The following is a 25,648-nucleotide window of genomic DNA, read 5'->3' on the forward strand; positions in this document are numbered from 1 at the left end:
TATGGAATTGGGCGGTTTGCTCAAGGATGTTACGCCGGGACTCTCCCGTTACAGAGATAGGGTATAAGCATCGTGATGCCGTACCTGAAGAGGTGAAGATGGCGACAAATTCACAAACCGGGGTGGTACCACGAAGCGTTTATAAAGCTCTCGTCCTCAAGATGACAATCTTGCGGATGGGGGCTTTTTTTGGTTGATACTAAAAGTAAAGGCAGGGGATCAGAATGCATTGGTCAGAACAATGGGCAGATCAGTTAATCGAGAGGTTTCCTGACAAACCGACTCTGGTATGCGCAGCCGGCATCAGCCCTTCCGGGGCTGTGCATATCGGCAATTTCCGGGAGATCGTAACGGTCCATTTTGTGGCAAGAGCGCTGGAAAAGAGGGGCAGGGACGTTCGTTTTATTTTTTCATGGGATGACTTCGATCGGTTCAGGAAGGTTCCCGCGGGGCTGGATCCGGCGTTTGAAAAGTTTATTGGCATGCCGTACGTCGAGGTTCCTTGTCCGTTCGGATGCCATTCTTCCTATGCGGCGCATTATGAGCAGGAGTTTGAGGCTTCCCTGGCGGCATTCGGGATCCAGCCCGAATTTATATATCAAAGCCGGGAATATCAGTCTGGACGATATAATCCGTTCATTCTGCATGCGATCAAGCACAGGGCCGAGATTTATAATATACTGCATGCCTTCAAAACGGGCGGAACCCATGAGTATGAGCGAAATAGTTACTATCCTGTAAACGTGTATTGTCAGGTATGCAGAAGGGATACCACCGTCATACAACACTTCGACGAACCCGCAGAGAGCCTGACCTATGTCTGCCAATGCGGGCATCAAGCCACCTTGCCGATCCTTCGGGCAAACAATATCAAGTTGCAGTGGAAAATCGATTGGCCCATGCGCTGGAAGATGGAATGCGTGTCGTTTGAACCCGGGGGCAGAGACCACTCATCTGAAACGGGCAGTTATAACGTAGCCAAGGTCATTTCGGAGAGAATTTTCGGGAATCCGCCACCGTCGTATGCAGCCTATGAGTTTATTCGGATCAAGGGGAATCAGGCCAAAATGTCCAGCTCGACCGGAACCAATTACACCCCAGGCGATCTGCTGAAAATATACCCGCCTGAAATCATCCTGTATATGTTCGCGAAATATCAGCCGGATGCTTCCTTCCATATTGGACTTGATGAAGACGTGATCCGCAATTACACCGAATATGAACGATATCGGAATCAAGATGGTTCCAAGCACATGAGCGGCGATATTCAAGCAACGCTGGAACTTTCCGGGACAGACGGAAAACCGGGGCCGACTCCGAAATTCGGCCAGATCTCCGGCATACTGCCGCTCGTGGATTTTGACCGGCAGCTTCTGCAGGAGGTTTTGCACCGAGTGGGCGAAAAGGTTGAGCCGGAGCTGCTTGAACCCATTGCACGGCGAGCTGAGCATTGGATCAAATACCATTATCCGCAAAAGCAAATCTCCGTGAACGAAGAACAGGACCATGAGCTGTACGGGACGCTGGATTCAGTGGAGAAGCAATGGCTTCATCACTTTTGCGATCTGTTGAAGGATGACAAGCTCGATGATGCCAGCCGACTGGAGAAGATTTATGCGATCTGCCATCATGATGACAGCAAGACGATGAGGAAAAATCAGAAGAGGTTGTTCGGTCTCATCTACCAGTTTGTCCTTCACCGCCATGAAGGTCCCCGTCTCCCGATCTTGATCCAAGTTGTCGGTGTACATCGACTGCTCGCTCTGCTGGATTTTCGGGAATGACACTTGGGTCAGCGGTCGGATGGATATATTCCAAAGTTAAAAACGCCCCTGTTTAACATTGGGCGTTTTTTCCTATAGAATTCAGACCATCTCTCTCAGAATGCTTTGGCTGCTTTTTTCCAGCGTCATAGGAAACATTTTCACTTTCCCGGGCGATAAGGCTAGAACCTCTTCATATGCGGCGGCAGATGCATAGACCAGATCAGATTCCTCGATCTGTTGCAGTAGGTCCTCCCGATTATCCAGTCCAGCCAAGCTGGCGTAGACCCCTTCAATACCGGCTTCTTCCATGCGGCTGGCCATCCACTGTGCACCTGCCTTACCCAAGCAGACAAAGCTGATATTACTTCCTGGTGTAAGCCGGGCAATATCAAGTAGGACCGACGTTTCCGCATTCGCGCCAATGACGGATACTTTTTTGTCGTATTTGCTGCATAGGGCCTTTACTTCGTTATCGTGGTTTAATGTCGTGATTATGAGGTTTGAGTACTCCAGTGCCTCGAATAAGGCTTGTTTTCCCGTCAACAGATCCTCCAGAAATACCGTTTTCACTTCGGCACCCGTCATTTGCTCAATCGCTTTCTGATAAAAGGGATAATCATGTTCTTTACATTCGATGAACAAAATCCGCTGTTTCGTGTTCAGGACAGGCTCCTGCAGCAGTGTATAGGCGAGGGATGCGGCAAAGAACTCGCTCGCGGGGATGTTAACGGAGCTAAGCTCCTCCGTCGTTCGCTTTACCAGCTCATGCATGAGCTTTCTGCGAGTTCTGAGCTCTTCTACCTGTTCGTTGTTTAATACCTGCGTACCTTTACCCTTATGCATCGAGACGATCCCCTCATCCTTCAGCTGGTTGTAGACCAGATTTACGGTGTTGCGGTTCAGTCCCAGCAGATCCGCCAGCGCACCGGCCGGAGGCAGCATATCAAAGGGTTCGATCTGTCCAATCCCAATCAACCACTTTAATTGCTCTTTGACCTGTGTGCTGACATTAAGGGTGGCGTGCGGGTCGACTCGAAGCATGAGTTTATGCGGCATAACAAAACCTTCTTTCCTAGTCAACTAGTAATTTAACTTTACATAATTATTTGTCAATTATCAAGAAAAGTATTGACATATATGGATGTAAGTCATTATCTTTTATATAACTAAATAACTAGTTAATTATGAATATAGGAGGAGTTACGATGAAGGATCAGGTAGCAGCATATGTACAAAAAATGAAAGGTGGGGCTAGAAGTCCGTTGACCGTCCGTCCCATGAATATTGCCATTGGTTTTATCGGCGGCGCTATTTCCATCGGGTTATTAGCTCTTCTGACGTCGCTCGCAGAGAGTATTTGGATCATGGCACCTTTTGGTGCGAGCTGTGTGCTTGCGTTTGCGGTTTGGGATGCGCCGCTATCACAGCCAAGGAACCTCATTGGAGGGCATCTGATTTCCACTTTCACGGGACTTGTAACGCTTGAGGTTCTGGGGGACGGAATCTGGGCTATGGCCATTGGTGTGGGAGCGGCGATCAGCTTGATGGGCATAACCAAGACGACCCACCCTCCGGCTGGTGCAGATCCCTTGGTTGTCATTATGGCTGGCAGCGGCTGGTCATTCTTATTTACGCCGGTGCTTGCCGGCTCGGTCATGATCGTGGTTGTGGCTCTGCTCGTCAATAATGCGGTAAAGGAGCGAAGATATCCGACTTTTTGGTGGTGAAGGCAGTTTTTTCTTTGATGAATAAACGGTAATCATGGTAATATCTTCAATCCTATATCGTTAACAACAGACTCGGATCTACAAGGGACCGGGTCTGTTTTATGTTGTTTTGCCGCAGATCTGGAATTTCCCAAACTAATTTATATACCACAATGCGAGGGAATCCAAACCGAAATCATAAAAAATAGGAGATACTTACCACTTGATCCCGGGTGTCAAATCTATAGAATATTACACAATCCCGGTACAGGACTCTATTCTTATTTTGTATAAAAGGTTAATATTGCCAAACCTTTACAGAATGCGGTTCTCAGCCGATTTTTTATACGACTTTGGTATCAAATTTGTAATAACTATGGATAATGATGTAAAAATGACCGGAACTTCAGCAATTTTTCTGCGTTTAACCTTATGATTCACGAAAATTTTCTGAAAATCTTCGTCATCTCGCTGCGTTCCTCTGAATGGAATGAAGTCGTGCGGTTCCAGCCTTATCCGGGCTGGGATGCTTTCAATGCACACACCTAACATCAGGCTGTGAAGTTGTCAAATGACAGGGACGAGGAGGCAGCGGTAGGTTTTATCGGGGGAAAAATATGGAAGAGGTTTGTTTTACTTCTTTTTGACTACTATCGTTACTGAAAAAGTTGGTAAAGAAGGAATATGGTATCGGGAACGCATCGGCTATAGAATGACGAGTATGGCTCAGTCGTCATATGTCGGTGCAGCAACAGCATGTCATAGAAAGGGCAGGTGAGCAACGAAGACGATGAGCAGACGAAAATGGTGGGTGATCGCAGCACTTTGTACTATAGTGCTTCTCTGCGGTGCCGCTGTAATTCAAGGATATCTACGGCCGTCATTAAAAACGTATGCGGATGCGGACGGTGTGAAAATGAAATTCAAAACAGAGGGAACCTCCTTTCTGGTATATGAGGATGACGAAGTTTGGAAAGAGGTTTTTGCCAAAGGCGTGAATCTTGGGGCAACCGTACCTGGACATTATCCCGGTGAGCTTCCGGCAACGGAGGAGGATTACCTTCACTGGTTTAAACAGATTGATGACATGGGAGCGAATGTAATCAGGGTCTACACCGTGCATAATCCGGTCTTTTATTCTGCACTGGTGAAATATAACCGGGATAAAGGCGATGACCCCTTGTACTTCATGCAGGGCATTTGGTCACCGGAGGAGCAGCTAATCGAGCGTAAGGATGCGTATGACGAAGAAATCATCCAGACGTTCAAAGCGGAGATATCGAAGGCTGTTGCTGCTGTCTACGGTGATATCAACGTTGAGCCGAAGCATGGACAGTCGAGTGGCAAATATAAGGTCAATGCAGGCAAGTACCTAATGGCCTGGCATGTGGGAACCGAATGGGACCCTACCATGGTCGATAACACCAACACGGTACATAAGGATGTTCCTCAGTATGAGGGGTCCTATTTCTCGGGGACGAAGGACGCAAGTCCCTTCGAGAATTGGCTGGCATCTTTATTGGACTATACGGCTGCCGAGGAGCAGAAGTATGGGTGGCAGCATCCGATGACATTTACCAATTGGGTCACAACGGATGTGCTTGAGCATCCGGGGGAACCGCTGTTTGAGGAAGACCTGGTGTCTGTCGATGCGAGGCATGTAGAACCGGTGAACTGGGATGCAGGATATTTTGCCGCATACCATGTGTATCCGTACTATCCGGATTTTTTCCGTACGGACAAAACATTACAGACCATTCCCGATGGGGATGGGGGATACAACACGTACAAAGCCTACTTGCGAAAATTGAAGGCAGCGTTCGAGGATATGCCGATTATGGTCACCGAATACGGCGTACCGTCATCCATCGGTATTTCACACCATGGTCCTGGAGGTAAGGATCAAGGGGGACACGACGAAGCTGAGCAAGGCTCGGTCAACGTCTCGCTGACCCAGGATATCTACGACGAAGGTTATTCCGGGGCCATCTTGTTCATGTGGCAGGACGAATGGTTCAAGAAGACATGGAATACGATGCCTTTTGAAATACCGGCAGACCGCCGGGCATTCTGGTTGAATGTGCTGACGAATGAGAAGATGTTCGGCGTTCTTGCCATGCAGCCGGGCAAGGCAGAGCAGATCACGATCGACGGAGATCTCAGCGATTGGGATAAGGTCCCCGAAGGGGAAGTCAAGACCTGGTCCGGAACAGCTCCGGGCGTCAAGAGCATGAAGCTGACGCATGATGAGGCCTATCTGTATATCGGGATGGAACTGGAAGAAGCATTTGATCCCGAACGTTCCAAGCTCTTTATCGGTGCAGACACGATCCCTGGCGGCGACATTCCCAAGAAAGAGCTGGCTGGACGAACGCTCAAAGGCGGGGCTTTGGAAACTTTAATTCAGTTAGGCCAAGAGGATGAGTCCCAGGTCACCATAGCACCATCATACGATTTCCACAGCCGGTTGTACGGTAAGGAGGGATATTGGATGCTGCCAGGTGAGGAAGCCAAGGGGACCAAGGATGATCCTGTAGTGCCTGGAGGTTCGTTTCATTCCTGGAAGCTGGCCATCAGCCTGCTGATGAATCCGCCGGATACCCGCTTCTCCCATCCGTTTGTGGATGAGAGAGTAGGGATGCTGAAACGGGGGACCAGTGATCCGCAATCTCCGGATTTTAATTCTCTTACAGCCTGGCAGTATCAAGACAGATTCGTTGAGATGAGAATCCCTTGGATGCTGCTCGGATTCGGGGATCCGAGTTCGCTGCAGGTGCTGGATTACAGTCCGCTTCAAGACAAGCGTACATTCAACACGATCACAGCGGAAGGGATCCGGCTGGTTCCGTGGATCGCACAGCGATCTAAGAACAACGGGGATTCAGCGTCAGGATCGGCGGAATCCATCAACCTGGAGGAGATCGAACCCTATACTTGGGAGCTGTGGGAAGCAACCAAGTACAGTGAACGATTAAAACAAAGCTATTATGATATGCAGGACATATTCACCCGTCTGCCTGAAACGGAGCGGGAACCAGATGCTAAATAAAAGGAGGAGCCATCGGATATGTTTTCAAATTTAGAAATGGCATACGTCTTCGCCTATGTATGTCTCGGCCTTATTGCAGCCGGCATTATCCTGTTGTTCCAAATGAAGATCAAGCACAATGCCATACAAAGAGAAACGGAACGCTTAACAGAAAAACATCATGATTATTTTGTGTATGTGCAGAGTCATCTGCATGACGATACGACGCTGGAGCTTCCGCCGGGCAAATTGACATCGGCAGAGCGCCGAGTCATTCAAGCCAAGTTCATCGAGTGGATCGAGCAATTCAAAGGGGACGCCAGAGAGAAGCTCCTGCGCTTATGCCGGGAAGCTGGATTTGTGGAAGAGGAGATTCGGGCATTATCCAGCCTGCGGAAAGACCGCCGTATTGAAGCGGTCTACCGCCTTGGGGGGATGCGCGCGGAAGAGGCCGTGCCGCAGCTTCAGCATCTGATGAACCGTTCGAAATATGGTCCGATGACCATCATCATTGCACGGGCGATTGCCAAAAGCGCAGTTCAGTCACAGCAAATTCGAGAAATGTTGTCCAAGCTGCTGTCCTACGATAAAGCCATTCATCATATGGCTGCAGATATTTTGCTTGAAACCCGGCTGGATTCGGCAAGCCTTATGCGCAAGCTCTTGGATGATCCCGATCCTGGACTGGTCAAGGTTTCGCTTGTAGCCATGTGGGGGCAGGCCATTCCGGCTGTCGTGCCGGCACTCGATCGATTGGTTGGATCCGAGGAAAAGGACGTGCGTGCGGAGGCGGTCAAGCTGTATCTTGGCTCCTACCCGGCCCTGAAGGATGATACCATTGCGGAGCTCATGAATGATCATGAGTGGGAAGTACGCGCAGCAGCGGCAAAAGCGCTGGGACGGCTTCATGCCGCAGGCAGCATTCCGATTCTGGCTTCCGCCTTGAAGGACGAGAATTGGCATGTGCGCAACAACAGCGCGGAGAGCCTGGCCATGTTGGGGGAACAAGGCTTCGAGACATTGTGCCAAGCCGCGTTGACAGGAGAAGGTCCGGCCAGGGAAACGGCCTTGTACCGGATCGAACGGATCATGTCCAACGAAGGCGAATACGAGCAAGTTGAGCAAATGGTGGCCTTTAATAAAAAGAAACTGGTGTACGATCGTTATTTCGGTGTTCAAACGAACAAACGGATCGGCACAGTTGCAGGAGTAGGAGGAGATTACACTGCTTAGAGATATCCTGCTCACTTACGGTATGGTGGCGATATATTACGTCATGATCGTTAGCGCGCTTTATTTTGTAATTCTGATGTTTTCTTTCAGAAATATTAAAGATATTTTCAGACGCGCGACGTATTCCAAATACAATACGCTCTCGGGTTCGGAACTGGTTCCATCGGTATCTTTGCTGGTTCCGGCCTATAACGAAGAGCTGACCATCGCGGAGAATGTCCGCTGTCTGATGACGCTGAACTATCCAACCTACGAGGTCATCGTCATTAATGACGGGTCCTCCGACGAGACCCTGAAGGTGCTGATTGAGGAGTACGGTTTGACACTGCTGCCTAATCCGGAGGTCCGCGGCAACATCAATACGAACAAGGTTCGCGGCATTTATTATAATCCGCAGTACCCGCAGCTTTACCTCATTGACAAAGAGAACGGCGGTAAGGCGGATTCATTGAACGCGGGCATTAACCTGTCCCGTTATCCGCTGATTTCTTCCATCGATGCCGATTCATTGCTGGAGAAGGATGCGCTGATTCGGATGGCCCGCATGTATATGGAGAACCCCGAGGAAACGGTGGCCATCGGCGGGGATGTTCGAATCGCCAATGGCTGCGTGATTGAGAACGGAGAGGTTAAGGACGTATCCTTGCCGCGCCGGATATGGCCGATGTTCCAATCAATCGAATATATGAAAGCTTTCCTGGGAGGACGAATCGGGTGGAGTCATTTCAACGGACTCATCATCGTGTCGGGAGCCTTCGGCTTGTTCCGCAAAGATTATGTCATTGCGGTGGGCGGCTATCGGGGAGGTTACCCCGGGGAAGATATGAACATCATTATCAAGCTGCACCGCTATATGCTGGAAAATAAAATCAAATATCGCGTTTCCTTTTGCCCGGAAGCGGTGTGCTGGACGCAAGCGCCGGACAGCTACAATATTTTGTCCAATCAGCGCAAGCGCTGGGGACGGGGAAACTTGAAGAACATGATCGAGAACCGCGATATGGTGTTCAATCCGAAATATAAAGTCATGGGCTTGTTGACGATGCCCTACAACGTTATTTTTGAAGCGCTAAACCCTTACTTCAGAATTACGGGCCTTCTGGCTCTGCTTGGATATGTTTTGCTGGATATGACAAATTGGCATGTGCTGGTCGTGTTTGGACTCGTCAATTTTTTAAGTGGGTACCTGCTCAGCGTGGGCGCTCTCATCCTGGAGGAGATGGCCTTCCGCCGGTATACCAAATTGTCCGATCTGGTGAAGATGCTCCTCTTCTCGGCACTCAAATTCGTGGGTTACCACCAGTTAGGTGTGCTGTGGAGAGTGCAGGGGCATATTCAATATCTGCAAAACAACAATTCATGGGGTACCATGACCCGGCAGAGCTGGAAAGATAAGAACAAGGCTGCCTGACTTCAAGGCCCGGTTCATATGTAACAGCATCAAAATATAAAGAGAGGTGGGACCTACAGTTATGTCTCAATCCGCAACATTGCAACGCGTGCAGGCCTTTGATTTTTACGGCCGCCTGGAGAAGGAAGTGAGAAACCATAGCCATGGGACAGCATTGCTGTTTCTGTACTGTGCAGGCAATCCGTCCGAGACGGAGGCTGGGCTGGCGGAGGTTCAAAGCTTTGTGGACCAGCTGTCCGGCGTGAATGGTGAGGTACTGCAAGACACCAATACCGGTGTATTGGCTGTTACCTTGCCTGGATATTCGCTGGATGCCGCCCATTATCAGGCGCTGCTCCTGAAGCAGCATCTGCAAGGCCGTTTGGAGCAAGCAGATCCGCGTATTACGCTTGCAGCGCTTACCGAAGCGCCGACAGCGTTGACGCTGAAGCAGATGGCGGAAGCGGCCAAGCTCAGCACCTCTTCGGATATTCATATATTTACGCAGGAGGAAGCAGACAGCGGTCAAAACCGCATTCTCATCGTGGATCAAGATGCCACGGTGAGGGAGTTTTTACAGATCCGCTTGACCATGCAAGGTTATGAAACTCTTGAAGCGGTAGATGGTCTGGAGGCACTGGATCTTATCCCGAAATGGGAGCCGGATCTTGTGCTGACCGAGCTCAATCTGCATGGCATCGATGGACTGCCTTTCATTCATCATATCCAGCAGCTGGATGTGAAGGAACCGCCGAAAATTGTGGTATTAACCGAAAAACGTGTGGAGCAAACGATCAGCCAATGCTTCCAAAACGGGGTGGATGATTACGTAACCAAACCGTTCTCGCCGGTGGAGCTGGATGCCCGCATCCGCCGCTGCCTTCATTAAACACATCGTTATTAACGCTTTTAGTTTGATCAGAATTGATGAATGATACGTGATTACTTGAGCTGAGAGGTTCTTTAATCGCAAGGAGAGAGTTCAACAAAACGAGGTCTGTCTTTTGGCGAATGGGCAAAAGAAATAGACAAATAGACTATACATCCGATGGAGGTTGAATACTTGTGAATGAGGAATATGAAACTTTATTGAGTGCCATTGAGAATAAGAAAGCCGTTCTGGGTGTTGTGGGACTGGGCTATGTAGGATTGCCGCTGGCTGTAGAAATGGTAAGACAGGGATTCACGGTCATCGGTATCGATCTGGATTCTGACAAAATTGACCGAATTTACCGCGGCGAGTCCTATATTACGGACATCTCGTCCGAAGAGCTTGCGGCATGCATGGAAACCGGACGCTTTAAGCCGACAACGGATTACAGCATGATTGCTGTGATTGACGCGGTCAGCATCTGCGTGCCAACGCCGCTCAGTGAGAATCAGGACCCGGATACTTCCTACATTACAATGGTAGTCGATCAGCTCAAGCGCTTTATGAAGCCTAATCTGTTAATTACGCTGGAAAGCACGACTTATCCGGGAACCACGGAGGAACTGATTCAACAGCCGATTGAGAAGCTCGGTTATAAGGTTGGCCAAAACTTTTATCTGTGCTTCTCGCCGGAACGGGTCGATCCCTCCAACAGCCGGTTCAATACACGGAATACGCCGAAGGTCATCGGCGGAACGACGGAAGCCTGCCTAAAGTTGGGCGAAGCGTTGTACAAGCAATACGTGGAGACGGTGGTACCCGTCAGCAACCCGAAAGTGGCGGAAATGTCCAAGCTGCTGGAGAATACGTTCCGCAGCGTGAATATTGCCTTTGTCAACGAGATGGCCATGATGTGTGACCGCATGGGCATTGATGTATGGGAAGTGATCAATGCAGCGGCAACCAAGCCGTTCGGATTCATGCCGTTCTATCCGGGACCTGGCATCGGCGGCCATTGCATCCCGCTGGATCCCATGTATCTGTCCTGGAAGGCCAAGGGCTTTCGCTTCTATAGCAAATTCATTGAGCTGGCACAGTCCACCAACGATAATATGCCTTACTACGTGATCAACAAGGCGGCTACGATTCTGAATGAATATGCCAAATCGATCAAGCGCTCCAATATCCTGCTGTTAGGCATGGCTTACAAACCGGATATCAGCGATTTGCGTGAATCTCCGGGTCTTGAAGTATATGAACAGTTCAAGGAAAATGGTGCCTATGTGGATTATTACGATCCGTATGCCCACAGTTTTGTGGATAAGCAAGGCGGGATGATTCACAGCGTGGAGTATGATCTTGCGAAATTCAGCCGTTACGATTGCATCGTCCTCATCACAAACCACAGCAATCTGGATTATCATTCAATCGCTTCGACCGGCGTGCCGATCTTAGATACGCGAAATGCATTTAAAGCGTTCGCCGAACCTCATATTTACAAGATCGGCCATTCTGTTCAGCATGTAGCTGAGCCGGGTGAGGCTGTCTTGATCTAATGAAATGGACGAGAAGAATGAGGCCTATACATGCAAAAGCGAAGTGGATCATCCTGGTTGCCGGCATCTGTCTTTTGCTGCTGATCCTTTTTCTTCTCCCGTCAGGCAAGGTGAATCAGAACAAGGCTACATGGCTGTGGGATGCAAGTCTGATCCGGAGTGAAACGGAGGAGATTGTAGCCTTTAGCGGCAGGGAAGGCATTACAACGATCTTTTTGCAGATTCAACAAGAGGTGACGGACGAGGAGTACCGCCATTTTGTGGCCGCAGCACATCAGCAGGGCATCAGTGTTCACGCCTTGAACGGTCAGCCGGATTGGGCTTATGAAGAAGGCCGGCGAAAAGGGATGGAGCTGCTGACCTGGCTGGAAGCGTACAATCGTACGGCTGCGCCTGAGGAGAAATTCGAGGGCGTGCAGTTCGATGTCGAGCCCTATGTGCTCCGGAGATGGGGCCGCGAACAGGCACAGGTGGTGGAAGAATGGAGCGCGAACATGGAGGTTTGGGTGCAGGAGGCGAAGCGTCAGGGGCTCTCGTTCAGTGCCGCCGTTCCATTCTGGCTGGACAAGGTACCTGGACCGCGCAGCGCGGATGCCGACTCCTTCAGCCGCTGGATGATCCAGAACACGGACGCGATTGCCGTTATGGCGTACCGGGACAGCGGGGAGCAGATGTATGAGTTGTCCAAGGAAGAGCTGGAGCAGGCGGATGAACTCGGCAAGTCCGTCTGGATCGGCATGGAGCTCGGGGATACGGAGGAAGGCGAGCATCTGACCTTCTTTGCCAAGAGCGAACAGGAGATGGAGGACGAAGCCCTGCGTGCCGCCAAACTTGGCAGCGACCATTCCTCCTTTGCGGGAATGGCCGTCCATCACTACCAGGCTTGGGTTCACAAACGAACCGCGATGGCTGGGGAAGAGCCTTGATTTGCATGAGATTCCATTACGATTTCCAGGTTAAATGGTAACAGCATGAACAACATGAATCATTCACTATTCAACATACCTTCGAAGGTCTTTATAGACTTTCGAAGGTATTTTTTTTGTCTGACAGGGGGGGAGGCCCCGGTTTGAAACGGAAATTGTTTAGAAATTGTATAGAACTGAATTCTATAATGTGAATCATCAAGCGGCAAGGGGTAGGAGTCGGTTTTGAAAAAACATGGGACAACGGATTACATAAGCTGGACGACCGGGGTTCGTTATTGTAATTCAAAGATATGAAAATGATGAAAATTCATGAATTTTTCAAAAAAGTTATAGCAATTATGATACGTTGGTGATATATTCTATTGGTTTATTCAGGAAGGGCTTTAAGAAAAACCCTGTTTGAAATTTAAAAGGAGTATCCAGATGAAAAGAGATTCTAGTAAAACCCGAAAGTTATACATACTTACGAGAATGACCGGACTGTTGTTAACCCTGGCGTTATTGGGTGGTTGCGGTCTTTTTGGAGGTAAGCAAGCTCCCGGCGATGAAGCGGGCGGTTCGACAGCGGCTGTTCAACAAGTGGAACGGTATACGGGAGAGAAGAGTAGGGAAATCCCGTTTGTTTATACGGCCAAGAAAGAATTAGCGCTTACCTTTAACGGCATGGGCGATAAAGCGACCATGATGGCCCTGATCGATGAGCTGGATGCGTACGGAATCAAGGCGACCTTCTTTCTTCCGGGCATCCGAGTGGCGGAGGAACCGGACATCGCGGATGCCATTTTGTCCAGAGGTCATGAAATTGAGAACAATACGCTCAATCAGCTCGATATGAATCAGCTTGATTACGATCAGATCTATAAGGAGATCAAGCTTGCGAACGATGTCATTGAGCGGGAAACGGGCGCCCAGCCCCGCTATGTTCGGACACGCTCCGGCGATTATCCGGAAGAAGTGCCACTGGCAGCCGCGCATCTCGGGATGAAGGCTGTTGTAAGTTATAACATCAATCCTAAGGACCGCAACATGCAGAGTGCTGAAGAGATTGGAGAGTATGTGACCAGGTTCATCTCCAGAGGCGGCATTATTTCCATGAATACCGACGTCAATCCCGAAGTGATATCTTCTATTAAATACATCGCCCAGGCAGTGGACGATATCGGATATCGATTGGTCACGCTGGATGAGCTGGTGCGAAATGGCGGCGAGCGAAAACCGCTCGAGTTAATTCCGGGATACGACGCTGCGAGAATGAACCCGGATTATGAACAGGCGAAATATGAACTGGTTTATAAAGTCAATACGAACAAAAAAGAAATTGCCCTGACGTTTGATGATTTCGGTAGTGACAAAACGGTTACCCGCATCCTTGATATTTTGGCGGAGCATGACGTGAAAGCCACCTTCTTCCTGCGGGCCAAAGGAGTGGAAAGCAACCCGAATTTGGCGCGGGCGATGGTGGAAGGCGGACATGATGTGGCTAATCATTCCTACAGTCATCCCGTCGTGACATCGCTAACGCCCGAAGAGCTGCAGAAGGATGTCGTCAAGGCCCACCAGGTCATTACGGAGGCCATACAACAGCAGCCTGTCATGCTGTTTCGTCCGCCGACCGGCGTGGTTGATGATGAACGGGCCAAAGCGCTGGCGGCTACCGGTTACCCGGTCATTGCGATGTATGATGTGACGACGCTGGATTGGGATGTTTCCAATAGTGCCGACGATATTGTGAACGGGGTAATGACAAAGACACAACGGGGAAGCGTCATTTTGCTGCATATGCTGGATGACATTCATACCATTGAAGCTCTGCCAAGTGTACTGGAAGGGCTGAAGAATAAAGGATATACGTTTGTAAAAATGGCGGACATGATGCAGCTGCAGGACAAAGCCGCAATGGAGATGGAATAAGATGGAATTATATGAAAACATGCTGGACCGCATAGACAGACTGGCGGTCGTCGGTCTTGGATATGTAGGCCTGCCGCTGGCGGTCGCATTCTCAAGAAAGCTGGATGTCATCGGCTTCGATCTGAGCGAGGCCAAGGTGCAGCAGTATCGCAGCGGATTCGATGCTACTGGTGAGATCGGAGATGCTTTGCTTACGAACTGCACGGCTGCCTTCACTTCGGATCCGGACAAGCTTAAGGAGGCTCGCTGCTTTATTGTGGCCGTTCCGACACCCGTAAAAAGCGGAAATGTCCCGGACCTGAAATTCGTGCGCAATGCCAGCCGGTTGGTCGGCCGCGCATTGACCCGGGGAGCGGTTGTTGTGTATGAGTCAACGGTATATCCGGGCGTTACGGAGGAAGTGTGCATTCCGATTCTCGAAGAGGAGTCCGGTCTGCGCCTGGGCGAAGATTTCAAGGTGGGGTATTCCCCGGAACGGATCAATCCCGGAGACCAGGTGCACCGGCTCGAGACCATCGTGAAAATTGTGTCCGGCAATGATCCGGAGGCGCTGGAAACGGTTGCCAGTCTATATGAGCTGATCATTGATGCGGGGGTCCACCGGGCGGAAAGCATCCGGGTGGCGGAAGCGGCCAAGGTTATCGAGAATGCCCAGCGCGATATCAATATCGCCTTCATGAATGAGCTTTCCATGCTGTTCAACCAGATGGATATCGATACGAATGCCGTGCTGCGGGCAGCGGAAACGAAGTGGAATTTCCTCCCGTTCCGGCCGGGGCTCGTTGGTGGTCATTGCATCGGAATTGATCCTTATTATCTGACGTATAAGGCCGAGGACACGGGATATCATTCCAAGATTATTTTGGCCGGTCGGCATATCAATGATGGAATGGGGAAATACATCGCCCAGCATGTCATTAAACTTGCGGTTCGCCATGGTATTGATCTGATGAGGGCGAAGGTGGCGGTAATGGGTCTGGCCTTTAAGGAGGACTGCCGGGATATCCGCAACTCCAAGGTCATCGATATTATCCGGGAGCTGCAGGACTACGGGATCCAGCCGATGGTGGCGGACCCGCACGTAGACCGACATCAGGCATATGAGGAATATGGTATCGAGCTGTCGGACATGAGTGAACTGAGAGACATCCAGATTGCGGTGGTCGCTGTTGCTCACCGGGAGTTCAAGCAGCTTGGGGTTGCCGAATTCAAGGACATGTTTAGCTCTGCAGAGGCGAAGCTTCTGATCGACGTGAAGGGAGCTTATCCAAAAACCGAATATGAAGCGAATGGCTTTCATTATTGGAGTTTGTAGATAACGATGGGAGAAAGCAATGAGGATTATAAAAAGAAAGCAACCGAAGATCACCAAGGAAGTTCTTGCGGTTCCGCGTACAGATAGACGTACTCTTTCCTATGTACCCGATCCGGAGCAGATCCGTTTGAACGCGGACCGAAGAGGCAACCGAGCACAGCAGCCTGGGGATGATGTGTCCAGCTCTGAATATTTAAATAAGCTGCGCATGCTCAGCTTGCGTTATGAAGCGGAATTCGAAGTATGGATCGTTCCCAAGGGGAAAAAGAAAAAAGCAGGAATTAAGGGACAGGCTGCCGATATTTCGGCCACCGGCCTGCTGCTCAGGCTGCCGGACGACGCTTCTGGCCTTGAAGTGGGTGACACAGTGAAGGCCCGATTCCGTATCCCGCCGGGCTCCATGCCCGAGGGTTTCGAATCGGCCGTAAGGATGGATGCAAGCGTCGTTCGTAGGGCCGCGAATTCGGCAGAATCCGGTGAAGAGCATATGCTGGCCTTAGAATTTGAGAAGCCGCTGACGGAATATTTTCAGCGCAAACGGTGGGGCTATTCCGTGTATTCTGCCAGCGCCTTGATGTTCATGGCGGTGCTCTTCATCATACTGATGCGGGCCGAGAGCATTATTTATTTCAAATACAACATGGTGCTGTATTTGTACAGCTTAATCGCAGCTCTGTTTCTGCTGACACGCTACCTGTTCGGGGCGTTATATCGCGATGTGCCGATCAATCCGGATTATACACCGGGGGTTTCGATTATCATCCCCTGCTTCAATGAAGCGGATTGGATCAAACGTACGATTCTCAGCTGTATTAATCAGGACTATCCGGTAGATAAGCTGGAGGTCATTGTCGTTGATGACCGATCGACAGACCAATCGGTACAGCAGATCAAGGATATGATTGAAGTGATTCACTCCGAGGCGGAGCGTTACGCTACCCGCGAACGCTTGTCCTATACGGTGCTGCCCGAGAATGCGGGCAAGCGGGTCGCGCTTGTCAAAGGTGTGGAGATGGCGAAGCATGATTTGGTGGTCTTCGTGGATTCCGACAGCTTTCTGGACCCGATGGCGATTCGCCACCTCGTTCAGCCTTTTCAGGACCCTAAGATGGGCGGCGTTGCCGGCCGAACGGACGTCGAGAATAAATATACCAATAACATGACGAAGCTGCAGACGGTCCGTTATTATATTGCATTCCGGATCATGAAAGCGGCAGAGTCTTGGTTTGACAGCGTGACCTGCCTGTCGGGCCCGTTATCCTGCTATCGGAAAGAGCTCATCATGCAGCATGCGGACGCCTGGCTGAACCAGAAGTTTTTGGGCAGACCCGCTACCTTCGGGGATGACCGAAGCATGACAAACTTTATTTTGAAAACACATCGTACCGGTTACCAGGATTCCGCCATATGCTCGACAATTGTCCCTTCACAGATGAAGGTGTTCCTGAAGCAGCAGATGCGCTGGAAGCGCTCCTGGCTGCGCGAGTCGCTCCGGGCCGGAAGTTTTATTTGGCGCAAAGAGCCGTTTATGGCATTGTTTTTCTACATAGGCCTGATCGTGCCGATTGCCGCGCCTGTCGTGGTTGCCTATAACTTGATGTACGTGCCGATCGTTCATGGCATTTTCCCAGGGACTTTCCTGATGGGCTTGCTGCTGATGGCGCTGCTGATGAGTCTTGCCCACCTGCTGTTTCGCAAGAGCAGGCTCTGGGTGTTCGGCTTCGTGTTCTGTCTGTTCTATGAATTTGTCCTGTTATGGCAGATGCCGGTGGCCTGGTTTACCTTCTGGAAGTCGACATGGGGGACCCGGGAAACGCCGCAAGATATTGAAGCGAGAGAGAAGAAGGAAGCTCGCAAGCGCAAAGGCAAAAAATTCGGATTACCGTTCTGATCGTGTCAAAGCGGTTGAAGTGAGGATGACAAATGGGTAAAAAACGAAATGCAGCCCTCAATGTTCAGCGAAAAAATCGCCGCAAAATCATCAAAGTTACGGCACAGGTTGTTGTATTGGCCGTAGTTGTCGTCCTGCTGGCGAATGCAATTTTCGATTTTCGCACCTATAAGGAGCCGGACAAATCAGCCTGGCGTCAGGATCAGGGCTTTATTGCGCTATCCTATTTTGGAGTCGGTCGCACCGGGACATCCAAGCTCGTATCCAAGAGCCAGTTGGACGCCCAACTGAGGGCTTTATATGAACAGGGCTACACTACGATTTCGCAGCAAGATATTATCGATTATTATCGTAATGGCAAGAAGCTGCCGGATAAAGCGCTGTACCTGTCCTTTGAAGACGGACGGAATGACTCCGCACTGTTTGCGCAGCCGCTGCTGGAGAAATACAATTATAAGGCCACTTTCCTGTCCTATGCGGGCAAAATGGGCAACAGTGAACGGAAATTTCTGCAGCCGAAGGATATGCTGAAGATGACCCGCACCGGTTATTGGGAGCTTGGGACCAACGGCAACCGGCTGACTTATATTAATATTTTTGATCATGAAGGCCGTTATATCGGCGTTAAGGACGAAAGTGAACTGACCAGCAAATCCAACGTGGAGTATTACAACCACTATTTGATGGATTTCATACGTGACGAGAATATGATTCCGCTCGAGAACCGCGCGGAGATGGAAGAACGGATCCAAGCGGACTATGAAGCGATGAATCAGGTTTACACGAAAGCGCTTGGTTACGTTCCAGGCACGTATATGATCATGCACGCCAATGCGCTGGGCGGAGGCATGAATCAGCTTGTAGCCAATGCCAATACGGAGCAGATTCGGCAGTTGTTTGGGATGAATTTCAACCGGGAAGGAATGGCCTTCAATTCGAAGGATAGCGATCTTTATAATCTGACTCGAGTCCAGCCTGCTCCTTACTGGTCTACCAATCACCTGTTGATGAAGCTGCACAAGGACCAAAGACAACCTATGCAGTTTGTGCGAGGGGACAAGCAGCAGGCCGATAAGTGGGAGCTGCTTGGCGGAGCGGCTGAATTTGCGGATAACCGTTTCGTGGTCACATCGCCTCCGGCCCAGGCAGGGATCGTTTATTTGAAGGGCAGCGAAGAGTCTGACATAACCGTCTCGGCGAAGGCACTCGGTAATGTGGTAGGACGGCAGTCCATCTATGTCCGTTACGACCGGACGAAGGGCTCTTACTTAAGGCTTCTTCTGGAGAACAATAACGTGGTGGTAGAACAGAAGAGAGCGGGTCAAGCACCCGAGGAGCTGTTCACCTATACCTTGCCGAAGGTCGAGTGGGGGGAAGAGGACCTGCAATTCGATAAGGCATCGGTATATACCAAGGAGCAGACGCAGTCCGGAGACCGGGATGATGAGAATGAGTATCCGGTCAACATACTTGGCAACCGTTGGCTGGAGATTTCGGTGAAAGGCCATTCCCTGTCCGTGAGTGTCGATCAACAGTTGATTCTGGATCAGCAGTCTGTGGATGTTTCGATTGGTGCAGGGGGCGTGGCGTTTGAATCGCAATATCATGAGCAGAATGAGAAAGATGATATTTATGACGCTGTTTTTGAAGATGTCACCATTAAATCCGAGCCTGCGAGCGGTGATATGAAGCTGCTGTTTACGAACAAACCGTCCGGACTGACCGGTGTCCTGACAGGCGTGCAGAGAAGTTTGAGCCGGGCGGTTGACTGGGCTGTGGAGACTTTTTAAAATTCGGATGGCGTAGGACGTGAACAAGAATGAAGAATCGCAGGAGGAAATGGGCAGGAGCTCTGGTACTGATGGCTTTGTGTGCTGCTGTCTCTTTCTGGTGGCTGCGCACCGAAGAGCAGGAGAAAGCGCTGCAGGTTCAGTTACCGCAAACGGGAGTGAAGCTGTCTGCCTGGATTACGGATTGGCAGTGGAGGACGGGCATTACGGATCTGAAGCAGCTTGGTAGTGAGCTTGAAGAAATTCATTTTTTTGCAGCTTACTTCAATCATAAAGATGAACTCCATTTTACTTCGGATTTTCGGGAGGGGCTGCCTGAGTTTCTGGAGATTTCCCGAAAAGGGAAGCAGCTTCGCCGTGTCCTGACCATCGTAAACGATCGCTTTGATACTGATGGGACGGCGGACCAGAAGGATCCTGAGCTCATCGCCCGGATCGCGGCTACTCCGCAAAGCCGCAGCCTGCATATCGGACATATTCTGGCTGTGGTATCCCAGCATGGCTTTAGCGGTGTGGAACTGGATTACGAGAAGGTACGCAAGGAAGATTGGGCGAATCTTTCCACTCTGTACAAGGAGCTGTATGAACGTTTACAAGCGGAGGGTTTCTCTCTTCGAATCGTGCTGGAGCCGGGGATCTCCCAGTCATCCTTTGAGTTGTTGCCGGCAGGTCCGGATTATGTCCTGATGGCATATAACTTGTACGGAGGGCATAGCGGACCGGGGCCAAAGGCGGATCACGCCATGATAAGGAAGCTGGCAGACAAATTGCACGGGATTCCGGGAGACCATGCCATCGCATTGTCGGTTGGCGGGTTTGACTGGGCGAAGAACGGCAAGGTTGTCTCATTAACGGAAAAGCGTGCGGTGGAGCTGGCGCATTCCATCTCGGACGATCCGAAGCGGGATCCGTCAAGCGGTGCCCTGTATTTTGAATATACGGACGACCAAGGTTTCGGCCATACCGTATGGTATGCGGATGGAATGACCATTGCCGGCTGGATGGATACGGCGAGAGACGCGGGTATATCGAAGATTGCGATCTGGCGGCTTGGGGATATGGAAGAGGATACGTTGCAACAGTTGAAAGCTTATCGTCAGCAATCCCAACATAAGTGAATGTATACGAAAAGAAAGGACATCCCATGGCTTCAAGAAGCCGCTCGGGGTGTCCTTTTGCGTAAAATGACTCATGTTGTAGTCAAATAGTCTTTCTGTGTGAGTATACGGACCGAAAGGAGGCTAAGATGGCCGACCAGCCACCCAAGCATGCCCCGAACAACGCATCGTGTGCACAAGGAGCAGTGCGCACGATGTACAAATTAATGGATGAGCTTCGAGGCTTTCGCTTTGCGGACGAGACCGCCGCTGGCCCGGTTGATCGGCTTCTTGAGTGCAATCCCGATCATCAGCGCAATTGCCGCGAAGATCAGCATGAATAGGACATCCCGGACGACAATATCCCATAGAATGCCACCAACGGCTTCCCGCATCATGCTGATGGCGTAGGTGAATGGCAGATACGGATGCAATGCTTGGAAGAACGGCGGTGTCATCTGGATCGGAAACGTTCCGCCTGCGCCTGCAAGCTGCAGCACGAGCAGTACGATGGCCATCGCTTTTCCGACATTACCGAATACGGACACCAGCGTATATACAATCAGCATGAAGATGGTGCTAATCAGCAGCGCAAACAAGATGAACCAGCCCGGATTCACCACATAGGTTCCCAGCAGATAGATATCACCCAGGGTAACGAATAGCGCTTGGAACAGGGCAATGGTCAAAAAGGTTAAATAGCGTCCGAAGTAAACCTCGATGCTGCGGAAGCTTCTCTCTTCATCATGAACCTCAACGGAGAGCAGGGAAACAAGCAGCAGGGCACCTACCCACAAGGATAACGTCGTGAAGAAGGGAGACATGGCGGACCCGTAGTTCGGGATAGGGTAGAGTCGATTCTCTTCCAGCGTAACAGGCTCGGCAAAAAACTGGCTTTCGAGCTCGAAATTATTTTGAAGCAAATCGATAACCTCTTGGATATCCCCTGCAGCTTCCATCTCACGCAGCCGATTCGCCAGCTGTGTAATTCGAAGCTCGGCCTCCGGCAGACGGCTTTGGGCCAGCTGTACTTCTTCGCCGCCTACCTTGAGCCCTTTCTGGGCATCTTTGAGCAAATGCTGAATGTCGGGGACGCTGGCAAGCGCCTGGGTCAGCTCCTGCTGAACACGCTTGGCCGTGCCTGCGCCCTTGGTGAAGGATTTGCTTATCGCTGGACCGATCTCCGTATCGTATCGGCTTAACACCGTGTTGGTTAGTCCCGTAATGTCATCGTTTAGCTTCTTCAGCTTATCGATGGCATCTGCAGGTGTTTCTTCTCCCCGTTCCACGGCTTGCGCTATGGTTTGGAGCACGGTTTGGGCAGAGGTCCATCGTGCGGCAATATCCTCAAGCTTCGCCGCACCGGAAGCTGCCGCCGGGGAGATCGAGCCCAGTCGCTTGAACAATTGACCCAGCCGGGTCGCGGCTTGCGCTGCTGTCTTTGCGCGTTCCTGCGCAGCGTTCAGGCGGCTGGCAAGCTCCTTCGGGTCGATGTCGGCTTGTCCTAGAGCGTCCAGCACTTGCGAGAGTGCTCCGGTGGTTGCAGCCAGTACCTCCAAGTCCTGACGCAGAGCAGGCTCCAGCGATTTCGAGGCACCAGCGGCCTCATTCGCGAACTCCGCCAGCGCACCGGCCATAGCCTTGCCGTCCGTGGCGATTTCTTCAAGGCGAGGCAGAGCGGTGCCAGCTTGCTGAACCAATCGGTTGGCCAGCTTAATATCCTTTGCGGCTGTGCCCACCGCTTCATTGAGCTCCGGAAAGCTTTTTTCAAGCCGGAACAGAAGATTTCGTACTTTATTGATGGCCGGGAGCTGGTTCTCGATCTCAATCCCGAGTGTGTTGAAAATCTCGAAGATGGTGCCGTTGGCGGTTTTGATGAAGTTTTTGCTGATTTCCTCTACAACACCGGATGCGCCCTTGGCCGTCACTTTGGGAGAAATGGCGTTGATTTTCTCGTTTGTATAATAGAGGATCTGAGCTTTGACAGGCTCATTGCTCAGCACGGTGCCGATCCGGGCAGAGAAGTTCTCCGGAATAATGATGGCGGCATAATCATCACCGTGCCGTACACCCTGAATGGCGTTCTCACTATCCTCCGTAAACCGCCACCCCAGCTTCTCATTTTGATGGAGGGACTCCACGATTTCTTTACCCAGGTTAATGGGCTGGTCGCGAAGAGTGGTGCCTTTATCCAGGTTGGCAACGGCAATAGATACACCGGAGGTCTGGCCATAGGGATCCCATGAGGCCTCAATGTTAAACCAGGCATACAGAGAAGGAAGAATAGCAAGCCCGGTAATGATGACTCCTGCAGCCCAATTACGGATGATTCTATGGATATCGGCAGAATATATGTGGAAGATATTCTTCATGCGCGCTCCTATCTTGTACGTAGTTGGTGCTAGTATGCCGCAAAATCCGTGCCAAGATACGAAACGAGCCGATCCTTTATCTCTTCCTTCAGGGAGTGCCATTCGCAGAGAAGACTGCATTCATATCCGCGACACAAATACTGAACCTGCAGCCTTTCCGCGGCTGTACGGCTCTGGCTATGAATCCGGATGCCGCGCCGCCTCATCTGCTGCTGCATGATCCAGGCATGATCCGAATCTTCTTTTTTAATTAGCTGCAGATTTAAGATATAGAGGTCAGCCATTTTGAGGGTAAGGGTCTTGAGAATTTGAATATCCCGCTCGAGAACAGACTGAATGAAGTGATGCAGCAGATAATCTCGGATCAGGGCTTCGTCTTCTAGTGAAGGCGGAGGAGGCGTGGAAGGCTTCATCATAAGAGACACATCCTAAGACATGAAATACATAAGAACGTATGTTCTATCATACACATGGTATGCCAACAATATACGGCGTGCAACCATTAAATATTGGCAATTGTTTATTGATCCCAGTGGATTCATGGCGGCATATCGTTTACACTCCTGATAACTGCATTCATCAGGAGGCGATTCATTAATGATTCTTCATAAAGGCGAAATATTGTTCAGGCAAGGGGATAGCGGGGACCATCTATATCACATCCGGAGCGGATTGTTCAAGGTGACCCGTCTCCATCCGAACGGCAATATGGTGCTTTTCAATATTTTATATCCTGGTGAAACGGTGCCGCATCATTCGTTGATCAGCCCGAAGGAGACACATGGAACGGCGATCGCTCTGATCCAGAGCGAAGTGGAGCTCATATCGGCTGAAGCTTGGTACCGCCAGCTCGAGGAGGATCCGCAGAAACCGCTCGAGGTCGCCAGATTGCTGCAGGAAAAGGTGCGGTTCATGCAGATGAGGCTGGATCACTTGACGGTAGGAGGACCTGCGGAGCGGCTTGAACTGCTGATCCAGTGGCTGGATGAGTATTCACAGGGAATACACTTGACCGAGTATCTGACTCAGGAAGAGATCGGACAACTGATCGGCGTGAGAAGAGAAACGGTAAACCGGCTGCTGCGGGAACAGGGCAAGCACATCTAGCTCGAATTGCGAACGATATAAACGGGGCAGGATACATAGGAACTTCTTCGCAGAATAATCATTGACAGCAAGCTTGTTCAACCCAAAAGGGTGCCTGTCTTTATGCAAGACAGGCACCCTTTGATTAGGCTTGACTCCGTAATATGGTTAATTAATCTTCCAATGTACCTGCCGGGCCAAAGAATTCATAATGAATCCGGTCGGAAGGTACCTCCATGGATTTCAGTTGACTGTTAACGGCACGCATGAACGGAACTGGACCGCAGAAGTAGAAGTCGGCTTTCGCATCGACGGTTTTGCGAAGGAAATCAAGATCAATATAGCCTGCTTGGTGGCACTGATCCTCGGATTCCGGCTGTTCATAAATGACGTAAGAGGTTAGCTGCGGATGCTTGGAGGCGAGTGCATCGATATGAGACTTCATCGCATGCTGACTACCGCACTTGGCCGCATGAATAAAGGTTACTTTCCGGCCGGGTTGATTCAGCAGCACGGTTTCCAGCATAGCCACCATCGGGGTCAAACCGACACCGCCGCTGATCAAGGCAAGCGGAAGGTCACTGTCCGTATCCAGGGTAAATGTACCGGCCGGAGCCGTGACCTCGAGAACGGTCCCAACCTCAGCCTGACGGTGCAGCCAAGTGGAGACGATGCCGGCAGGTTTTCCTTCTAACTCATCCTCACGCTTGACCGTTATTCTGTAGTAAGGCTGACCCGGTGCGGACGAGAGACTGTAATGACGATTATGATAATAGGTTTCACCTTCAGGTTTTACCCGGAGCGTAATGTATTGACCGGGTTCATAAGCGGAAATCTCACCGCCATCTTGTGGGACCAGATAAAAGGAAGTGATGACAGAGCTTTCTTCCACCTTCCGGTCAATCACGAAATTACGGTATCCGCTCCAACCGCCGGTCTCGTTCGCGGCTTGTTGGTACATATCTGCTTCAATGCCGATGAAGACATCGGCAATGGCGCCGTAAGCTTCGCCCCAGGCCTCGATAATTTCGGGTGTTGCGGCATCTCCCAGCACTTCTTTCATGGCGGCGAGCAGTGTTTCGCCGACGATTGGATAATGCTCGGGCAAAATGTTTAATGCCCGGTGCTTGTGTCCGATCTGCTTAACAACTGGCACGATCGCTTCAAGACGGTCGATATGGGCTGCGGCAGCGTACACGGCATTGGCAAGGGCAAAGGGCTGTTTTCCTTCTCGTTGATTCGCATGGTTGAATATGTTAAGAAGCTCCGGATGATGATGGAATAATTTTTGGTAAAATGCAGTCGTGATTGCCGTTCCATGAGTTTCAAGAACAGGAACGGTCGATTTAACGACTTCAATCGTATGCTGGCTTAACATGTGGCCCCCCCCTGATTCATAAGTCGAATTCGTGTTCAATTTAAGTATAGACAAGGGAAGAAAGGGTACTTGTGATTTTGGTCACATCGGATTTAGCGAATATGTGAACAGAACAGCGATATTTTTATGGAGGAGAGTTCTGAAAGCAGGTTTTTTTACATATTTCATATATATATTCCTGTTCATTCTAGCCAGCTGTTTAGCTTGTGTGCCAACTGTGTTATAATAATATTAGCAGTCTAATTAAAACGAGAAAGGATCAGGATACCATGTGTCCCCGAAGGACGAATCCCCAAAGGACGATTTGGAAACGTTATGATCTCTCATAC

General features: G+C 50.5%; 18 protein-coding genes and 1 other annotated feature (1 of these 19 running past the window's edge). Of the genes, 14 read left to right on the forward strand and 4 right to left on the reverse strand.

Going from position 1 to position 25,648, the window contains the following annotated elements:
- Positions 1-161 (forward strand) — a binding site (T-box leader); it begins 108 nt to the left of the window's first position.
- Between the two features lie 63 nt (positions 162-224).
- Positions 225-1,784 (forward strand): lysine--tRNA ligase, encoded by a 1,560-nt coding sequence (gene lysS, locus MHH48_RS10945; protein ID WP_076320811.1) that lies wholly within the window; start codon positions 225-227, stop codon positions 1,782-1,784.
- 81 nt (positions 1,785-1,865) lie between these two features.
- Here the strand turns inward: lysS and MHH48_RS10950 are convergent, their stop codons facing one another.
- Positions 1,866-2,822, reverse strand: coding sequence for a GntR family transcriptional regulator (locus MHH48_RS10950; protein WP_076320812.1), 957 nt, complete (start codon positions 2,820-2,822; stop codon positions 1,866-1,868).
- Positions 2,823-2,971: 149 nt separating this feature from the next.
- On the opposite strand from MHH48_RS10950, the gene MHH48_RS10955 reads away from it, so the two are divergent.
- The 12 genes from MHH48_RS10955 to MHH48_RS11010 all read left to right on the forward strand — a co-directional run bounded on the left by MHH48_RS10955 (position 2,972) and on the right by MHH48_RS11010 (position 20,504).
- Positions 2,972-3,493 (forward strand): HPP family protein, encoded by a 522-nt coding sequence (locus MHH48_RS10955; protein WP_076320813.1) that lies wholly within the window; start codon positions 2,972-2,974, stop codon positions 3,491-3,493.
- A gap of 769 nt (positions 3,494-4,262) precedes the next feature.
- Positions 4,263-6,521, forward strand: a complete 2,259-nt coding sequence (locus MHH48_RS10960; RefSeq protein ID WP_076320815.1) for a hypothetical protein — start codon at positions 4,263-4,265, stop codon at positions 6,519-6,521.
- An 18-nt stretch (positions 6,522-6,539) separates the two neighbouring features.
- Positions 6,540-7,733 (forward strand): HEAT repeat domain-containing protein, encoded by a 1,194-nt coding sequence (locus MHH48_RS10965; RefSeq protein ID WP_076320816.1) that lies wholly within the window; start codon positions 6,540-6,542, stop codon positions 7,731-7,733.
- A gap of 43 nt (positions 7,734-7,776) precedes the next feature.
- Complete coding sequence (locus MHH48_RS10970) at positions 7,777-9,144, forward strand: glycosyltransferase (RefSeq protein WP_244878917.1); 1,368 nt, start codon at positions 7,777-7,779, stop codon at positions 9,142-9,144.
- Between the two features lie 61 nt (positions 9,145-9,205).
- Positions 9,206-10,012 carry a response regulator transcription factor gene (locus MHH48_RS10975; RefSeq protein ID WP_076320817.1) on the forward strand — a complete coding sequence of 269 codons (807 nt, stop codon included), beginning with the start codon at positions 9,206-9,208 and terminating at the stop codon, positions 10,010-10,012.
- Positions 10,013-10,188: 176 nt separating this feature from the next.
- Positions 10,189-11,550 carry a nucleotide sugar dehydrogenase gene (locus MHH48_RS10980; protein ID WP_076320818.1) on the forward strand — a complete coding sequence of 454 codons (1,362 nt, stop codon included), beginning with the start codon at positions 10,189-10,191 and terminating at the stop codon, positions 11,548-11,550.
- 17 nt (positions 11,551-11,567) lie between these two features.
- Positions 11,568-12,476: a hypothetical protein gene (locus tag MHH48_RS10985; RefSeq protein ID WP_256720395.1), complete on the forward strand. Its 909-nt coding sequence runs from the start codon at positions 11,568-11,570 to the stop codon at positions 12,474-12,476.
- A gap of 426 nt (positions 12,477-12,902) precedes the next feature.
- Positions 12,903-14,390: a polysaccharide deacetylase family protein gene (locus MHH48_RS10990; RefSeq protein WP_076320820.1), complete on the forward strand. Its 1,488-nt coding sequence runs from the start codon at positions 12,903-12,905 to the stop codon at positions 14,388-14,390.
- 1 nt (position 14,391) lies between these two features.
- Positions 14,392-15,705, forward strand: coding sequence for a nucleotide sugar dehydrogenase (locus tag MHH48_RS10995; RefSeq protein WP_076320821.1), 1,314 nt, complete (start codon positions 14,392-14,394; stop codon positions 15,703-15,705).
- Between the two features lie 19 nt (positions 15,706-15,724).
- Positions 15,725-17,596 (forward strand): glycosyltransferase, encoded by a 1,872-nt coding sequence (locus MHH48_RS11000; protein ID WP_076320822.1) that lies wholly within the window; start codon positions 15,725-15,727, stop codon positions 17,594-17,596.
- Between the two features lie 32 nt (positions 17,597-17,628).
- Positions 17,629-19,386: a polysaccharide deacetylase family protein gene (locus MHH48_RS11005; protein WP_076320823.1), complete on the forward strand. Its 1,758-nt coding sequence runs from the start codon at positions 17,629-17,631 to the stop codon at positions 19,384-19,386.
- Between the two features lie 29 nt (positions 19,387-19,415).
- Positions 19,416-20,504, forward strand: coding sequence for a glycosyl hydrolase family 18 protein (locus MHH48_RS11010; protein WP_076320824.1), 1,089 nt, complete (start codon positions 19,416-19,418; stop codon positions 20,502-20,504).
- A gap of 203 nt (positions 20,505-20,707) precedes the next feature.
- Here the strand turns inward: MHH48_RS11010 and MHH48_RS11015 are convergent, their stop codons facing one another.
- Together MHH48_RS11015 and MHH48_RS11020 are read right to left on the reverse strand one after the other, a co-directional pair.
- Positions 20,708-22,855, reverse strand: a complete 2,148-nt coding sequence (locus MHH48_RS11015) for a YhgE/Pip domain-containing protein (protein WP_076320825.1) — start codon at positions 22,853-22,855, stop codon at positions 20,708-20,710.
- 29 nt (positions 22,856-22,884) lie between these two features.
- Positions 22,885-23,271, reverse strand: a complete 387-nt coding sequence (locus MHH48_RS11020; RefSeq protein WP_076320826.1) for a hypothetical protein — start codon at positions 23,269-23,271, stop codon at positions 22,885-22,887.
- Between the two features lie 181 nt (positions 23,272-23,452).
- Here MHH48_RS11020 and MHH48_RS11025 point away from each other — a divergent pair, with 181 nt between their 5' ends.
- Positions 23,453-23,962 (forward strand): Crp/Fnr family transcriptional regulator, encoded by a 510-nt coding sequence (locus MHH48_RS11025; RefSeq protein ID WP_076320827.1) that lies wholly within the window; start codon positions 23,453-23,455, stop codon positions 23,960-23,962.
- A 151-nt stretch (positions 23,963-24,113) separates the two neighbouring features.
- Here MHH48_RS11025 and hmpA read toward each other — a convergent pair whose 3' ends face one another.
- Positions 24,114-25,319 (reverse strand): NO-inducible flavohemoprotein, encoded by a 1,206-nt coding sequence (hmpA, locus tag MHH48_RS11030; RefSeq protein WP_076320828.1) that lies wholly within the window; start codon positions 25,317-25,319, stop codon positions 24,114-24,116.
- Positions 25,320-25,648 lie beyond the last annotated feature (329 nt).

The organism is Paenibacillus sp. FSL F4-0100, assembly GCF_037993005.1.
In the GTDB taxonomy this organism is placed as follows: Bacteria; Bacillota; Bacilli; order Paenibacillales; family Paenibacillaceae; genus Paenibacillus_AQ.

What these genes read in the sequence shown, in the direction of transcription:
- lysS (WP_076320811.1), top strand. Translation starts at nt 225, where the DNA reads ATGCATTGGTCAGAACAATGGGCAGATCAGTTAATCGAGAGGTTTCCT.
- MHH48_RS10950 (WP_076320812.1), bottom strand. Translation starts at nt 2,822, where the DNA reads ATGCCGCATAAACTCATGCTTCGAGTCGACCCGCACGCCACCCTTAAT.
- MHH48_RS10955 (WP_076320813.1), top strand. Translation starts at nt 2,972, where the DNA reads ATGAAGGATCAGGTAGCAGCATATGTACAAAAAATGAAAGGTGGGGCT.
- MHH48_RS10960 (WP_076320815.1), top strand. Translation starts at nt 4,263, where the DNA reads ATGAGCAGACGAAAATGGTGGGTGATCGCAGCACTTTGTACTATAGTG.
- MHH48_RS10965 (WP_076320816.1), top strand. Translation starts at nt 6,540, where the DNA reads ATGTTTTCAAATTTAGAAATGGCATACGTCTTCGCCTATGTATGTCTC.
- MHH48_RS10970 (WP_244878917.1), top strand. Translation starts at nt 7,777, where the DNA reads ATGATCGTTAGCGCGCTTTATTTTGTAATTCTGATGTTTTCTTTCAGA.
- MHH48_RS10975 (WP_076320817.1), top strand. Translation starts at nt 9,206, where the DNA reads ATGTCTCAATCCGCAACATTGCAACGCGTGCAGGCCTTTGATTTTTAC.
- MHH48_RS10985 (WP_256720395.1), top strand. Translation starts at nt 11,568, where the DNA reads ATGAGGCCTATACATGCAAAAGCGAAGTGGATCATCCTGGTTGCCGGC.
- MHH48_RS10990 (WP_076320820.1), top strand. Translation starts at nt 12,903, where the DNA reads ATGAAAAGAGATTCTAGTAAAACCCGAAAGTTATACATACTTACGAGA.
- MHH48_RS10995 (WP_076320821.1), top strand. Translation starts at nt 14,392, where the DNA reads ATGGAATTATATGAAAACATGCTGGACCGCATAGACAGACTGGCGGTC.
- MHH48_RS11000 (WP_076320822.1), top strand. Translation starts at nt 15,725, where the DNA reads ATGAGGATTATAAAAAGAAAGCAACCGAAGATCACCAAGGAAGTTCTT.
- MHH48_RS11005 (WP_076320823.1), top strand. Translation starts at nt 17,629, where the DNA reads ATGGGTAAAAAACGAAATGCAGCCCTCAATGTTCAGCGAAAAAATCGC.
- MHH48_RS11010 (WP_076320824.1), top strand. Translation starts at nt 19,416, where the DNA reads ATGAAGAATCGCAGGAGGAAATGGGCAGGAGCTCTGGTACTGATGGCT.
- MHH48_RS11015 (WP_076320825.1), bottom strand. Translation starts at nt 22,855, where the DNA reads ATGAAGAATATCTTCCACATATATTCTGCCGATATCCATAGAATCATC.
- MHH48_RS11020 (WP_076320826.1), bottom strand. Translation starts at nt 23,271, where the DNA reads ATGATGAAGCCTTCCACGCCTCCTCCGCCTTCACTAGAAGACGAAGCC.
- MHH48_RS11025 (WP_076320827.1), top strand. Translation starts at nt 23,453, where the DNA reads ATGATTCTTCATAAAGGCGAAATATTGTTCAGGCAAGGGGATAGCGGG.
- hmpA (WP_076320828.1), bottom strand. Translation starts at nt 25,319, where the DNA reads ATGTTAAGCCAGCATACGATTGAAGTCGTTAAATCGACCGTTCCTGTT.